The sequence below is a fragment of the Streptomyces violaceusniger Tu 4113 genome (assembly GCF_000147815.2).
GTDB classification, from domain to species: domain Bacteria; phylum Actinomycetota; class Actinomycetes; order Streptomycetales; family Streptomycetaceae; genus Streptomyces; species Streptomyces violaceusniger_A.
Genome location: NC_015957.1, coordinates 6,433,710 through 6,447,099, shown reverse-complemented (window position 1 = coordinate 6,447,099; position 13,390 = coordinate 6,433,710). Strand labels below are relative to the sequence as shown.

The 13,390-nt window shown below is 72.0% G+C and carries 14 protein-coding genes; 3 read left to right on the top strand and 11 right to left on the bottom strand.

From position 1 onward, the window contains the following. Nucleotides 1-28: 28 nt before the first annotated feature. From STRVI_RS26260 to STRVI_RS26240, 6 genes are all read right to left on the bottom strand, one after another. Nucleotides 29-1,243 carry a PP2C family protein-serine/threonine phosphatase gene (locus tag STRVI_RS26260; RefSeq protein WP_050993757.1) on the bottom strand — a complete coding sequence of 405 codons (1,215 nt, stop codon included), beginning with the start codon at nt 1,241-1,243 and terminating at the stop codon, nt 29-31. Between the two features lie 45 nt (nt 1,244-1,288). Then, entirely contained in the window at nt 1,289-1,597 is a 309-nt protein-coding gene (locus STRVI_RS53675) for a hypothetical protein (RefSeq protein WP_208949170.1), read from the bottom strand. Nucleotides 1,598-1,608: 11 nt separating this feature from the next. After that, nucleotides 1,609-1,857, bottom strand: coding sequence for a hypothetical protein (locus STRVI_RS53670; RefSeq protein WP_014058660.1), 249 nt, complete (start codon nt 1,855-1,857; stop codon nt 1,609-1,611). Nucleotides 1,858-1,879: 22 nt separating this feature from the next. Beyond that, a complete protein-coding gene (locus STRVI_RS26250; RefSeq protein WP_014058659.1) occupies nt 1,880-3,148 on the bottom strand; it encodes a YbfB/YjiJ family MFS transporter in 1,269 nt (422 codons plus the stop codon). Between the two features lie 88 nt (nt 3,149-3,236). Further along, nucleotides 3,237-3,617: a nuclear transport factor 2 family protein gene (locus STRVI_RS26245; RefSeq protein WP_014058658.1), complete on the bottom strand. Its 381-nt coding sequence runs from the start codon at nt 3,615-3,617 to the stop codon at nt 3,237-3,239. A gap of 124 nt (nt 3,618-3,741) precedes the next feature. Next, entirely contained in the window at nt 3,742-4,455 is a 714-nt protein-coding gene (locus tag STRVI_RS26240; protein ID WP_014058657.1) for an SDR family NAD(P)-dependent oxidoreductase, read from the bottom strand. Between the two features lie 292 nt (nt 4,456-4,747). Between STRVI_RS26240 and STRVI_RS26235 the strand changes: the two genes are divergently transcribed. After that, on the top strand, nt 4,748-5,671 hold the full coding sequence (locus STRVI_RS26235) for a LysR family transcriptional regulator (protein ID WP_043236573.1): 924 nt from the start codon (nt 4,748-4,750) through the stop codon (nt 5,669-5,671). A 139-nt stretch (nt 5,672-5,810) separates the two neighbouring features. On the opposite strand, the gene STRVI_RS26230 is transcribed toward STRVI_RS26235, so the two are convergent. The 4 genes from STRVI_RS26230 to STRVI_RS26215 form a co-directional block, all read right to left on the bottom strand. Continuing rightward, on the bottom strand, nt 5,811-6,593 hold the full coding sequence (locus STRVI_RS26230; protein ID WP_014058655.1) for a DUF899 family protein: 783 nt from the start codon (nt 6,591-6,593) through the stop codon (nt 5,811-5,813). A 142-nt stretch (nt 6,594-6,735) separates the two neighbouring features. Then, the gene (locus tag STRVI_RS26225) at nt 6,736-7,284 is read right to left on the bottom strand and encodes a YciI family protein (protein ID WP_014058654.1); all 549 of its coding nucleotides are present in this window, start codon (nt 7,282-7,284) and stop codon (nt 6,736-6,738) included. A gap of 152 nt (nt 7,285-7,436) precedes the next feature. Continuing rightward, complete coding sequence (locus tag STRVI_RS26220; RefSeq protein WP_014058653.1) at nt 7,437-8,612, bottom strand: RNA polymerase sigma factor; 1,176 nt, start codon at nt 8,610-8,612, stop codon at nt 7,437-7,439. Then, nucleotides 8,609-9,028: a YciI family protein gene (locus STRVI_RS26215; protein ID WP_014058652.1), complete on the bottom strand. Its 420-nt coding sequence runs from the start codon at nt 9,026-9,028 to the stop codon at nt 8,609-8,611. The genes STRVI_RS26220 and STRVI_RS26215 overlap by 4 nt, the downstream gene beginning before the upstream one ends. Before the next feature lie 150 nt (nt 9,029-9,178). Here STRVI_RS26215 and STRVI_RS26210 point away from each other — a divergent pair, with 150 nt between their 5' ends. Then, the gene (locus tag STRVI_RS26210) at nt 9,179-9,478 is read left to right on the top strand and encodes an Lrp/AsnC family transcriptional regulator (protein ID WP_251982739.1); all 300 of its coding nucleotides are present in this window, start codon (nt 9,179-9,181) and stop codon (nt 9,476-9,478) included. A 34-nt stretch (nt 9,479-9,512) separates the two neighbouring features. On the opposite strand, the gene STRVI_RS26205 is transcribed toward STRVI_RS26210, so the two are convergent. Then, complete coding sequence (locus STRVI_RS26205; protein ID WP_014058651.1) at nt 9,513-11,912, bottom strand: SpoIIE family protein phosphatase; 2,400 nt, start codon at nt 11,910-11,912, stop codon at nt 9,513-9,515. A 309-nt stretch (nt 11,913-12,221) separates the two neighbouring features. Here STRVI_RS26205 and STRVI_RS26200 point away from each other — a divergent pair, with 309 nt between their 5' ends. Beyond that, nucleotides 12,222-13,355 carry an FAD-dependent oxidoreductase gene (locus STRVI_RS26200; protein ID WP_014058650.1) on the top strand — a complete coding sequence of 378 codons (1,134 nt, stop codon included), beginning with the start codon at nt 12,222-12,224 and terminating at the stop codon, nt 13,353-13,355. Nucleotides 13,356-13,390: the final 35 nt, after the last annotated feature.

Sequence of the window (13,390 nt, the reverse complement as noted above, 5' to 3'; positions counted from 1 at the left end):
TCTGCCGGATCTCCTGGAACGCCGCGGATCAACGGTGGGCGCCGTTGACCGGCACGATCTTCTTGAGCTGCTGGACCGGGTGGAGGGCGGGCGAGCGCTGGATGACCACCATGGCGGCGTCATCGCCCAGCCGCCCGCCGACATGGTTGAGCAGATCGCGGCGGAGGTGGTGCAGCAGCCCTTCGGGACCGGACCACCTCCACTGCCCGACCCGTTGGGCCAGCGGATAGAAGGATCCGTCGGGGGCGCGGGCCTCGATCACCCCGTCCGTGTAGAGCAGCAGCGTGTCGCCGTCCTCGAAGGCGAAGGTGTCGGGCGTGCCGGAGGAGCTCGAACCGTTCGGGAGTCCGCACAGGCCCAGCGGCGGGGCGGGCTGGGACGCGGACAGGGTGGTCACCTCGCCCCGCTCGTGCAGCAGCAGGGGCGGCGGATGCCCGCAGTTGGTCATGTGCGCCACCGTGTCGTCGTCGGGGATGTCGACCAGCAGGGCGGTGATGAAGTGCTCGCTGAGCTCCGCCTCCGCAGCGGCCCGCTCGGCGGCACCGCCGCGCTCGCCGTGCGCGATGGTGGTGTGCTCGGCCAGATGCCGGCAGACACTGCGCTCCAGGACATCGGCGAGCTCCAGCAGGCCGGGGCTGAAATGGGCGGCCTCCCGGAAGGCGCCCATCAGCACCGACGCGTCGCTGATGGAGGTCAGCCCCTTGCCCCGGACATCCCCGATGATCATCCGGGTGGAGTCCTTGACCCGGGTCGCCGCGTACAGATCCCCGCCGATCTGCGCCTCGTCCTCGGCCGCCATGTACAGCGAGGCGACCCGCAGCGGGCCCAGCCGGTGCGGCAACGGCCGCAGGACGACCCGCTGCGTGGCCTCGGACACCGACCGCACCCGGGCCAGCTCACGGTGGCGCCGCCGCTGCTCCTGGGCGTAGGCCACGATGAGCAGCGAGATCACCGCGACGGCCGCGATCTGCACCTGGTGGTTGACGGTGAAGCCACCGCGCAGCGCCGCGATGACCACCTGGGCGGCCACCGCCAGCGCGCCGATCAGCGCGGTGACCCGGGGTCCGGCGAACGACGGGGTGAGGGCCGGGGCGACCACCAGCAGGGGGCCCAGGTGGACCTGGGTCGGGGTCAGGAGGTCCACACAGGTGATCAGCAGAATCAGCCCGACGGGAATCGCCACCAAGGCGTGTCCCCATTGCCATGGCCTCATCAGATCCGTCAGCCGCCGACGAAACCCCATGTCTTCCACTGTGCACCCGCCGATCCCTCTCCCGAGGGATGGCCGTCAGGCCGTGCTCTCCAGGTGCATCGCCCGCAGCTCGCCCGTCGCGGCCGGAAGATCGCACCATTCGGGAGAGGTGAGGGCATCGTCCCAGTGGGCGTACACCTGGCCGGATCGAGTCCAGGCCAGGAGATCGACGATCTGCGTGAAGGTCGACGGAGCGTACGGCGGGATCAGACCCTCGTCCTCGTCGTCGAGGTATCTCGTCGTACGCAGCTTCCGCCCCGCCAGCAGGCGCAGCCACGCCGCCGCCGCGTTGGCCGACTGCGACACGACATGTAGCTCCGGGTCCTGGTCCTCGGAATAGCGCACACCCACTTCGGTCAGTTGCTCATGGACCGCGTCGACGTCGGTCGGCTCGCCTGCGGCGGCCTTGGGATTCCCCGCACCGCGTCCGGGGTCGAGAGCACGGGCTCATCGCTCAGCTCCTCGTCCTCGTGCTCAACCCGGTCGAGCAGGGCAGCGATCAGGCCGTAAAGGCAGGCCACCTGCTCATGCCGGTCCAGACATCGAGATGGCTCGGCCCGGCGGGCCGGTGCCGCCCGGATCCGGATGAGGGGCGTGACGCCCACGGCGGCGGGCCTCGCGTGGAGGTCAGTCCGCCTGGGCCCTCGCGGTGTCGACGGCCGTGGCCGGTCCGCCCGGTACGGGTTCCGAGCGTGCGACCGGGGGGTCGGGTGTGGGCATGTGATGGGGGAAGCCGATCCGGAGGAGGGCTGCCGCGACGGCGGACGCCAGGACGACGACGGCCGCGAGGATCAGGGCCTGGTGGTACCCGTGGCGCAGCAGAGGGGTGGCGACCAGCGGGCCGAGGATCTGGCCCACCGAGTACCCGGCCGTCAGCAGGGCGACCGCGCGCGGGAAGCGCAGATGCGCGCCGGTCGCGAGCGCGAGCGTGGTCACGCCGATGAACGTGGCGCCGAAGAGCACCGCGGAGATCAGCGCCGGGGCGACTCCACCGATCAGCGCGGGCAGGGCGATGCCGACGGACTGGACGGCCAGGGCGGTCAGCAGGAGGCCCGGGCGGGACCAGCGCCGGCCCAGCCCCGCCCACAGCGCGGAGGACGGGATGGCCGCCAGGCCGACCAGCACCCAGGCACCACTGCCGATCCAGCCGGGAGAACTCTGCTCGATCGCGGCCACCAGGAAGGTGCCCGCGATGATGTAGCCGATGCCCTCCAGCGTGTAGGACGCGAAGAGCGCGGTGAACCACCGATGGGTGCGCGGGCCGGTCGCCCGCCGCTCCGCTCCGGGCGTGGCGGACACCGACGGGGGCGCGGGTTCCGGCCGCAGGAACCACGCGGGAAGGGCGAGCAGCGCGGTCAGCCCGGCGGAGGCCCACCACGTGGCCTGCCAGTCGGCGATGCTGCGCAGGGCGAGGACGAGCAGGCCGGACAGGGCGATACCGGCCCCGACTCCTCCGAAGGCCCACCCGGGCAAATGGGCGGGGTGGTCGCGCAGATGGCTGAGCAGGGAGCCGGCGGCGATGACGAAGATCAGCGCACTGGCCACGCCCGCACACAGCCGCAGCAGCAGCCATACACCGGGGGAGTGGGTCAATGGCATCGCGGCCAGGGACACCGCCAGCACCACCAGGCAACTCCGCAGCACGGCCGGGGAGCGCACCAGCCGAGGCAGGAAGGTTCCGGCGAGCGCGCCGAGCAGATAGCCGGCGTAGTTGGCGGTGGCGAGATTCGCCCCCGTCGCGGCGGACAGCCCGACCTGAGCGTGCATCAGGGGAAGAATCGGGGTGTAGACGAAACGGCCCACACCCATGCCCGCCCCCAGCGCGGCGGCGGCCTGTACGACATGGGCCCAGGGTGAGTGGCGTACGCCTCGGGAGTCGGTGACGTGCTGCTGCATGGCCTCAGACTGCGCCCGCCACCAGGGAGAATGCCAGGATCGGCTTCCTCCCTGCTGGTAGGCCCAGCCTCTTACGGGCACCGCCGCCTCAGTGATCGGTGACGATGCGGGAGACGTGGTACTGACGGATCCGCCAACGGCCGCCCTCGCGCTGAAGGACCAACGACAGATGCACCGCGGCCTCCCAGCCCGTCGGATCCCGGAAGGTGACGTCGGCGAAGCCACCGGCCACGTGTTCGCCGATCCGGTAGCCGTGGACATTCCCCAGATGGGCCCTGCGGTAGTCCGGAACGGCCGCGTAGTAGCTGCGCACCGCGTCCCGGCCGGAGATCGTCTCGGGCCCGAACCCCTGGAAGAGGGCGTCGGGCGTGAACAGGTCGGCCATCGCGTCCGTCTGGTGGCCGTCGAAAGCGGCCTGCCAGCGGCTCAGCACCTCGTGCAGGGGGTCGTTCAGGACGTCAGTACTCATGGTGTCAGCTCCGACAGGGGGTGAGGCGTCGCCCGCCTGCCTGAGAGCCGACGCCTGAGGATCACGGTTTGGGGAAGGGTGTGCCCGGGCGGCGGGTGCGGCGCCCGGGCGGTGTGTCCGGGGGTCAGTGGCCGGCGCTCTGGCCGCCGTCGACATGGAGGATCTCGCCGGTCACGAAGGGGGCGTTCTCCAGGTAGGTGACGGCGTCGACGATGTCGCCGATCTCTCCCATCCGGCCGACCGGGTGGAGCGCGGCGAGGGTGTCGTGGTAGTCCGCCGGGTGCATCGGTGTCTTGATGATGCCGAGCGACACGGCGTTGCTGCGCACCCCGCGGGTCGCGTATTCGATGGCCAGGGCCTTGGTCGCCGACTGGAGTCCGCCCTTGGTCAGGGAGGCCAGGACGGAGGCGACCGCCGAGTTGGCGTGGTCGACCAGGCTGGTGGTGATCTGGACGACGTGCCCGCCGCCCTGACGGAGCATCTGCTCGACCGCGAGCTGGGTGATGCGGAAGAAGCCGCTCAGGTTGATGCCGGTGACCGTGTCGTAGTCCTGCCGCGTGTACTCCGTGAATGGCTTGGCGACGAAGATGCCGGCGTTGTTGACCAGCGTGTCGATGCGGCCGAAGCGCTCTGTCGCGGCGCCGGCCACCCGCTCGGCGGTGGCGGGGTCGGCGATGTCGCCCTGGACGGTGAGGAGCTGCGGCTCCGTTGAGGGAGCGATCCCGCGCGAGGTCGCGACGACGGCGTAGCCGAGCTTCCGGTAGGCCTCGACCAGGCCCGCGCCGATGCCCTGGGACGCGCCGGTGATGATGGCGACCTTCTGGTCAGGAGTGCTCATGGTGACTGTCTCCAGTGGGGGTTGTCCGGACCGGTGTTCATGACCGGCTCCCCATGAACGTAGACGACCGGTCGACAAAATACCAAGAGGGGCAAGAGCCTCCCACCCGCCCCGGCACCGCTGTGACCTGCGGTGGGAGGCAGCGCCTACCAGAAGGGAGGAAGCCGGTCGCACGGATGCCCCCGATACGAGACCGCCCCGACCGTGCGTCGAGGCCACTGAGCGGGCGTGGACGGATGGGGGGGCGAGGCCGCCGAGGGCGGGACCGGCCGGGGCCCCGGCCGCAGGTAGCATTGCGGGCGTGGAGCTGCGCCAGTTGCGGTATTTCGTCGCTGTGGCCGAGGAGCTGAACTTCGGCCGGGCCGCGGAGCGGCTCCTGATCGCCGGCCCCTCGCTGTCCCAGCAGATCAAGTCGCTGGAACGGGATCTCGGCGTCCGGCTCTTCGACCGCGACCGCCGTTCGGTGGCCCTCACTCCGGCCGGAGCGGCCCTGCTCCCGCACACCCGGGCCCTGCTCGAACGTGCCGACGATCTCCGCAACCGCGCCGCCAGGATCGCGGGCTCGGAACCGGTCCGGCTCGGCTACGTCAACTGGCTGCCCCCGGAACTGACCGCCCGCGTCGCGTCCGTGGCGCGCCTGCACATCGACGCATGGGTCGCGCCCTCCCACGCCCAGGCCGCCCGCGTCGCGGACGGCGGCCTCGACCTCGCGGTGTGCTGGATCCGCACCGACGACCTGGAAAAGCTCGGACTCAGCGCCAGACTGATCGGCGCGGAGCGGCTCTACGCCGTCTCGGCCGGGCAGGACACCGGCGAGGTCCGCGCCCAGGACACCGACGTTCTGCTGGACGACGACACCACCACCTGGCTGTCCTGGAACGACTACGCGAGGCGATTGGCCGAGGAGGCCGGCGTCCCCGCGGTGCGCATCACGGACGGCGGCATCACCGGTCCCGTGTTCTTCGATCATGTGCGTCGGAGCAGGCGGCCCATCCTCAACTCGCCCAAGGGTCAGACCACTTCACTGCCGCCCGATCTGGCCGCACGCCCCGTGGCCGGGCCGAAGGTCTACTGGACCTGGTCTCTCGTCTGGCGCCGGGACGAACTCCGCCCGGCCGTACTGAGCACCGTGGACGCCCTGACGGAAGGCGCCCGCGACTTCGGCATCCACGCGCCGGACGCATGGCTCCCTGACGGGGATCCGTACAAGCGGTAGACCCGGTCGGATCCTGGTGGGAGTGGCAAGCCTGGACGGCCCCTCTCCCACCAGGAGTCCTTCACCTTCCGGGCGAACCGCCCACCGACCGGGCGCGCGGGCGCCGCACGCCCTTGCCGACGCCGTCGGCGAAGGCGTGTCAGCAGTGGTGGCCGTTTCGGCCGAGGGTCTCCACGGGGGCCGCGCCGGGGCGGGTCCACTGCGGCACGGGGCGACTGGTCGGGCCCCAGGTGGCGTTCCCGTCCGCGTCCGTGCGCCAGGACCAGCACGGGCCGCGCCCCTCGGGCCAGCCCTCGGGGTCGTCCTCCCACGCCTCGCGGCGGCCGTAGGGCGTCATGTCGAGCAGGCCGAGGGACCCGTTGACCCGCTCGTTGCCACGGCCCGTCGTGGAGTAGGTGAGGAACACGCGGTCGCCGTCGCGCAGGAAGGAGGTGAGGTACCCCATGTCCCCGCCGACCGGCGCGGCCACCTCGCGCACCGAATACCAGGGCTGGGTGTATCCCATGAACTCGACGTAGGGGGCCACCTCGTCCCACCGGCCCGTGGTCAGGATGGCGAACGAGACGCCGCAGGCGTTGAGGTAGGCGGCGTCCTGCAGGTGCCAGGCCGTGGTGGTGCAGCCCTCGCACTGCCCCTGGTGCGGCGCGCCGTCGTGCCACATGTGCTGGTAGACCACGAGCTCGTCGCGGCCCTGGAACAGGTCCAGGAACGGGACCGGGCCGTCCGGTCCGACGACCTCGACCGTCCCGTCGAACTCCACCATCGGCAGCCGGCGGCGGGCCCCGGCGATGGCGTCGCCCTCGCGGGTGTGGGCCTTCTCGCGGACCAGCAGCTCGTCACGGGCGGCCTGCCAGGTGGCCAGGTCGACGATGGGCGGGCGGCCGGGCAGCGCGGTGGTCGGGTCGTCCGGGGCGGTCGTCATGGTGTCCTCCGTGGTGTCTCGTGCCGGGCGGCGTCGTACGGCCTCCTACGACGGTCACCAGAACAGACTCGCGTCCCGGCCGGAACTCATCGCGGCAGCGGGCGCACTCGGCCGAGCCCGTACCGGCCGGCCACGTCGGGCATCACCGCCGCCCGCCGAACTCCCAGTCATGGACCTCGATGGCGGCATACCGGTCCCGGGTCAGGACGGCGCGTGCCGTGTCCGGGTCCGGGGCCCGCAGCAGCACCGCCGTACCCAGCCAGCCGGTGCCGTCGTCGGACAGCAGCGGCCCGTACGCGATCAGCTCGTCCCGGCCCGGCGGGACGACGAGGTCGGCGGCTTCCCCCGAGCCGAGGCCGAGCACCAGGTACCGATGGCCACCGGTCCGGCCGCCGGGGAAATCCCACATCGTGCGCCCCAGCACATTGCGCCACCGTCGCAGCAGCACGTCCCGGTACGCGCCGGCCTGGTAGTTCGGCTCGTCGAAGGCGAACGCACGGGCGGCGGCGGGATCCGGCAGGCCGAGGATGTGCACGCTGCCGGTGGGCGTATCGCCGTCGTCGGCGAAGGTCGGGCCGCGAGCGATCATCTCCGCCGCGTACCGGTCCATGTACGACCAGTGCTCTTCCGACAGTTCCTTGCGCAAGGTGAGGGAGCCGGGCCGATCGCGGTGATAGCAGAAGAACTCCATGCCACCGACCCTCCCCGACATACGGCGGCGCCTCAACGGAATTTGGCGCCGATGACGGCACGCTCCGCACGCGGCAGCGCCCCGTGGGACGGTGGCACTCCGTCGGACGGTGGCCGCGCCCAGTGCCGCGGGAAGCGTCCGGGCGCGGCTCGTCAGCCACGCCGAAGGGCGTTGAGCCGGGCGGCCTGGCGGGTCAGGTGGTCGCGCTCGGCGAGGTTGGATGCCTGGTGGGCCGCCTCGGCGTACAGCCGTGCCGCCGTCGCCAGGTCGCCGTCCCGCTCGTGGAGGTACGCCGCCACCGCGGTGTGGCGGGGCATGGGGTGCCCCCTGCTCGAAGTGGTCGCGGACGAGTCGTTCAGCTCCGCGAGCGCGGCCAAACCGGCGCGCGGGCCGTCGGCCTCGCCGACGGCCACCGCGCGGTTGAGCCGGACGACCGGGCTGTCGGTCAGGCGCACGAGTTCGTCGTACCACTCCGGGATCTGCACCCAGTCGGTCTCCTCGACGGTGGGCGCGTCGGCGTGGAGTGCCGCGATGGCGGCCTGGGTCTGGAATTCGCCCAGTCGGTCGCGGGCGAGGGCCGCCTGAAGGATCTCGATGCCCTCCGCGATCGACGCGGTGTCCCACCGGCCGCGGTCCTGCTCGGCGAGCGGCACCAGGCTGCCGTCCGGCGCGGTCCGGGTGGCGCGCCGGGCGTGGTGGAGCAGCATGAGGGCGAGCAGCCCCGCCACTTCGGGGTGGTCGATCCGGGCCGCGAGCTGCCGGGTGAGCCGGATGGCCTCGGCGGAGAGGTCGACGTCGCCGGAGTAGCCCTCGTTGAAGACCAGGTAGAGGACGCGCAGCACGGTGGCGACGTCGCCGGGCTGGTCGAATCGCACGTCGGAGACGGTGCGTTTGGCCCGGCTGATGCGCTGCGCCATGGTCGCCTCGGGCACCAGGTACGCCTGGGCGATCTGGCGGGTGGTCAGCCCGCCCACGGCGCGCAGGGTGAGCGCGACCGCGGACGACGGCGTCAGCGACGGGTGGGCGCACAGGAAATAGAGCTGGAGCGTGTCGTCCACGGCAGGCGCGGGCCCGGGCGCCGGCTCCTCGTCGACGCGGTCCTCACGCCGGCGGCGGGCGGCATCCGAGCGGGTGGCGTCGAGGAACTTGCGCCAGGCCACGGTGACCAGCCAGCCCTTCGCATCCCGCGGAGGGTCGGCCGGCCAGCCGCGGACCGCCTCGACCAGTGCGTCCTGTACGGCGTCCTCGGCCGCCGCGAAGTCGGCTCCGCGGCGGACGAGGACGGCGAGCACGCTCGGCGTGAGGCTCCGGATCAGGGCCTCGTTCATCGATGAGGGCACTCCGTGACGGTGGGCTGCTCGGTCAGGAACGGGCGGAGCTCGAGCCACTCGTGGATCGGCTTGCCGCCCGCCCCGGGGGCGGCCGACAGCTCCCCGGCCAGCTCGACGGCGCGCTCGTAGCTGTCGACGTCGATCACCATCCAGCCCGCGATGAGGTCCTTGGTCTCGGCGAACGGGCCGTCGGTGACCGGCGGGCGCCCCTCACCGTCGTACCGCACCCATGTCCCCTCGGGGGCGAGTGCCTGGCCGCCGACGAACTCGCCGGTCCCCTCCAGCCGCGCCGCGAAGTCGTTCATGTACCGCAGATGCGCCGAGACCTCCTCCGGCGCCCACTGGTCCATGGGCACGTCGTTGACCGCGGCCGGAGCGCCACGATAGTGCTTGAGCAGCAAGTACTTGGCCATGGTGTTTCTCCTCGGTGCTGATGCGACCCATTGTGGTCGCCCTCACCTCGGGGACGGAGCCGGTCGCGGGTTCTCGACATCGCCGCGAGAAATTTTTTCGGCGCTCGTGCACGCGGACTGAGCGGTGCCCGCTCCCGGGGCCGGGTTGGCGTGTGCCGGTCCGCGTCAGTTGACGACATCCCGACGGCGATCAAGGACATCGGACGCACACTCGCGCGGGAACCCGAAATAGCCTTCGCCGCGGCCGTCTCCGGGCCCTACAACCTCCATGCCGTCGCGCACTGCCGCGACCTCGACGAACTGTTCGAATCCACCTCGGACCGCATCGGGTCGCTCTCCGGTCTCCAGAGCATGGAGGTCTCTCCTCTGCTTCAGCAGGTCAAGCAGGCCGGCACGCTCGTGTCCGGCGACCGTCTCGTCCCACCGCACAGCACTCGAGCGCGACGCTGAAGGCGCGGGCCCGGCGAGCCGGGCGATGGCTGCGTCAGCCGACGACCGATTGCGGGTGGAGCAGCAGCAGGGCGATGTCATCGCTGTGGGGATCGGTGTGCGGGTCGTGGTGGATGAGGGTGTCGGCGAGGGTGTCCATGGGCTGGCCGCGGGCCTGTGTGAGCTGGTCGGCGAGGTGCGTGGTCGCGTCGTCGAGATCGACGTCGGGACGCTCGACGAGGCCGTCGGTGTAGAGGGCCAGCACGGCGCCGGGCGGCAGTTGGATCTCGGTGGCCGGGTAGTCGGCGCCGGGATCGATGCCCAGCAGCAGGCCGGGTGGCAGGTGGAGGACCTCGGTGTGTCCGTCGGGGTGGCGCAGGAGCGGGGGCGGGTGGCCGGCCGTGGCCAGGTGGGCAACGTGGCGTGCCAGGTCGATGTGGGCGTACAGGCAACTGGTGAACAAGCCGGGGTCGAGGTCGGTGAGCAGGCGGTTGGTGCGGGCGAGGACTTCCCCGGGATGTGCCCCGGCGGTGGCGTGGACGGCGGTGCGGACCTGTCCCATGAGGGCGGCGGCGTTCACGCTGTGGCCTTGGACGTCGCCGATGGCCGCGGCGACGGTGGTGGCGTCGCAGCGGATGAGGTCGTAGAAGTCGCCGCCGATGTCCATGCCGCGAGCCGTGGGCAGATAGCGGGCCGCCACCTCCAGTCCGGGCACCGTCGGGAGAGCGGCGGGGAGCAGACCGCTCTGCAGACCGTGGGCAAGCTGATGTTCGGCGTCGTAGAGCCGGGCGCGGTCGAGGGCCTGGGTGATCAGTCCGGCGAGAGAGGTCAGGACGGCGCGTTCGTCAGGGGTGAAGTCGTGGGGCCGGTCGTAGGAGACCACGCAGCAGCCGACCGGGCGACCGGAGGCCAGCAGCGGCAGGAACGCCCAGGCCGCCCTCTTGGTCAGCCGCGGGATGCCGGGAGCGAGCTGATTCATCTCGTGCGGGGACGCGAAGAACAGGGGTGCTCCCGTGGTCACGGCGCGCACGGTGGGGGCCGTGTCGTCCCGGAACGCAGGGATGTCGAGGCGGTTGATGACCTCGGATGGGTATCCACGGTGGCCGACGACACGCAGCCGGTCCCCCTCCGCCACGGACAGGACGAAGCCCTGGGCGCCGAAGGCGGGCAGGATCAGGTCGGCGGTCAGCTCGACCACGTCCTGAACGCTGACGGCTTCGGTGAGCGCGCCCGCCAGGTGCATCAGGTCGTACAGCCTGCCGGACCGGGTCGGTGTGGCGATGTCCGCCCCGCGCCCCGGGTGGTCGATCGGGGCGGTGTCGTCGGTGGGGGAGACGCGCACACTGACACCGGAGGCATCCGGGCAGAGCTGGAAGGACAGCCACCGGTCCGGCGGGCGCAGAGCGGTGAAGGACGTGGGCCGGCGGCCGAGCACCGCGGCCCGGTAGCGGTCGTCGAAGACAGGGTCGTCCAGCCACGGCAGCGCCTCCCACAGCGGTGCGCCGAGCAGATCCGGGACGCTCCCGCCGACCAGATCGGCGGCGGTGGCGTTGATGAAAGTGATCCGGCCCGCCACATCGAGCGCGCAACAGCCCTCCGGGAGACGGTCGGCGAAGTCCACCGCGGCCTGTGCCTGGACCGGCCCGGCGGTCCAGACCCGCGGCGGGGGCGCCACGTGCGGCTCTTCGGGTGTTATCGGGTGCCCGTCCGCGGCGGCATGCCGCAGGAACGCCCCCAGCCGGTCGCAGGTGGAGCCGATCACGGCGCGCTCATGGGCGCTCGGGTGCGGCCGGCGCGGACCGGGCCACAACAGCACCAGTCCGCCCCAAGCAGTGGTGCCGGATGTGATCGGTGCGGCGGCAAGCGCCACCGGGTAGGGCCATACCAGTGCTGCCCTCGGGTAGCGGCGCGCCAGCTCCGCCTGGCTGGCGAGCCACACCAGGCGCCGCTCACGCACCGCGTCCGCCACCGGACCCGAAGCCGGAAGCCGCAACCGTTCCCAGAGCTCGGCGACCTTCGGCGGCATCCCGGTCATCATGGCCAGCCGCAGCACCTGCCCGCCGGGCGGCAGCAGATACACCAGGCCCGTGGACGCGCCTGCTTCCTTTACCGCCGTGCACAGGAACGCATCCAGCAGCTCCATACCGGAGCCGGCGGCAGGCGTGGCATCGTCCCGCGTCCCCTGCCCCTCCTCCGCGACGTGCCGCACACGCCCGAAGCGGCGCCTGGCCGCCTCGGCGCTGATCCCCAGGGCGGCACCGATCCGCGCCCAGCCGGCCCCGGCCTGCCGATCGGCCAGCACCGCATACCGCACCAACCGCTCGGCCAGCCCGGGCACCTCCGCCACCGCGGCACAGCGGCAGCCCACCGCGGCTTCCCGCGCCGGGGACAGCTCACCCGCCTGCTGCGCTGCCGCCTGAACCCGGTCCAGCAGATCCGCGCCCGCGAGCACCATCGCCTGTCGCGACTCGGCCGCGGCCGGCCATCGACACCGCGCCCGCCAGGCCGCCTGCCGGTGTGCCGGACTGCAATACCGCCGGTTGTGGCCGGCCTGATTCGGTAGCGGCGCATCGCACCAACCGCACCGAGCATCACCCATATGCACACATTACGCCCGCCAGGGGTGACGGCGGCGTCGGTACGCACATGCTCTTTGCCGGTGGCTGTCGGTCGCGTTGTCGGTGGCGTGTCGGCGGGGTCTGGAACTTTTCAGGAGATCCTGCCGGATGCCCATCCGGCAGGCGTGCGACAGCAAGGAACCAGCATGACCACTGACGTCACGATCATCGGTGCCGGACTCGGCGGCCTGACGCTCGCCCGCGTGCTGCACCTCCACGGCATCCCGGCCACGGTCTACGAGGCGGAGATCTCTCCGACGGCGCGTGCGCAGGGCGGGATGCTCGACATCCACGAGGACAGCGGACAGCCCGCATTGCGGGCGGTCGGCCTGATGAACGAGTTCCGTAGCCTCATCCTGGAGGGCCGCCAGGCGATACGGGTTCTCGACCTGGACGGGACCGTCCTGTTCGACCATGACGACGACGGCACTCGTGGCAACCCCGAGGTACTGCGCGGCGAGCTGCGGCAGATGCTCCTCGACTCGCTCCCGGCCGGCACCGTCCGATGGGGCCACAAGGTCAGCGGTACCCGTGCCCTCGGCGAGGGCCGCCACGAGGTGACCTTCGCGGACGGCACCACCGTCACCACCGGCCTGCTGGTCGGCGCCGACGGCGCGTGGTCCCGAGTCCGGCCACTGCTCTCCAGCGCGGCACCCGAGTACATCGGCATGTCGTACGTCGAGACCTACCTGTTCGACGCCGACACCCGGCATCCGGCCAGCGCGAAAGCGGTCGGCAGCGGGTCGCTGTTCGCGCTCGCGCCGGGCAGGGCATTCCTGGCTCACCGGGAGCGGGCCGGCACCCTGCACGCCTACATGATGCTCGCCCGGCCGCAGGACTGGTTCGCGGATATCGACTTCACCGATTCCGCCGCGGCCACCGCACGGATCGCAAAGGAGTTCGACGGCTGGGCGCCGGAACTCACCGCGCTGATCGCCGACGGTGACACCGCACCGGTCCTGCGGCCCCTCTACGCCCTGCCCATCGAGCACCGGTGGGAGCGGCAGCCGGGGGTGACCCTGCTCGGCGACGCCGCCCACCTCTCGCTCCCGAACGGCGAGGGCGCCAACCTGGCCATGTACGACGGCGCCCAACTGGGCAAGGCCCTCGCCGCGCACCCCGAGGACGTCGAGGCCGCGCTCACCGAGTACGAGCAGGCCATGTTCCCCCGCAGCGCCGCGGCCGCCACCGAAGGAATCCAGGTCCACGAGATGTTCTACGGAGCGGGCGCACCCCACAGCCTGATCAACATGCTCACCGGGCACGGGCAGACCCCGTGAGACACCGGCCGAGGGCACCCAGGGTGGCCGCATCG

What these genes read in the sequence shown, in the direction of transcription:
- STRVI_RS26260 (WP_050993757.1), bottom strand. Translation starts at nt 1,243, where the DNA reads ATGGGGTTTCGTCGGCGGCTGACGGATCTGATGAGGCCATGGCAATGG.
- STRVI_RS26250 (WP_014058659.1), bottom strand. Translation starts at nt 3,148, where the DNA reads ATGCAGCAGCACGTCACCGACTCCCGAGGCGTACGCCACTCACCCTGG.
- STRVI_RS26245 (WP_014058658.1), bottom strand. Translation starts at nt 3,617, where the DNA reads ATGAGTACTGACGTCCTGAACGACCCCCTGCACGAGGTGCTGAGCCGC.
- STRVI_RS26240 (WP_014058657.1), bottom strand. Translation starts at nt 4,455, where the DNA reads ATGAGCACTCCTGACCAGAAGGTCGCCATCATCACCGGCGCGTCCCAG.
- STRVI_RS26230 (WP_014058655.1), bottom strand. Translation starts at nt 6,593, where the DNA reads ATGACGACCGCCCCGGACGACCCGACCACCGCGCTGCCCGGCCGCCCG.
- STRVI_RS26225 (WP_014058654.1), bottom strand. Translation starts at nt 7,284, where the DNA reads ATGGAGTTCTTCTGCTATCACCGCGATCGGCCCGGCTCCCTCACCTTG.
- STRVI_RS26220 (WP_014058653.1), bottom strand. Translation starts at nt 8,612, where the DNA reads ATGAACGAGGCCCTGATCCGGAGCCTCACGCCGAGCGTGCTCGCCGTC.
- STRVI_RS26215 (WP_014058652.1), bottom strand. Translation starts at nt 9,028, where the DNA reads ATGGCCAAGTACTTGCTGCTCAAGCACTATCGTGGCGCTCCGGCCGCG.
- STRVI_RS26205 (WP_014058651.1), bottom strand. Translation starts at nt 11,912, where the DNA reads ATGGTGCTCGCGGGCGCGGATCTGCTGGACCGGGTTCAGGCGGCAGCG.
- STRVI_RS26200 (WP_014058650.1), top strand. Translation starts at nt 12,222, where the DNA reads ATGACCACTGACGTCACGATCATCGGTGCCGGACTCGGCGGCCTGACG.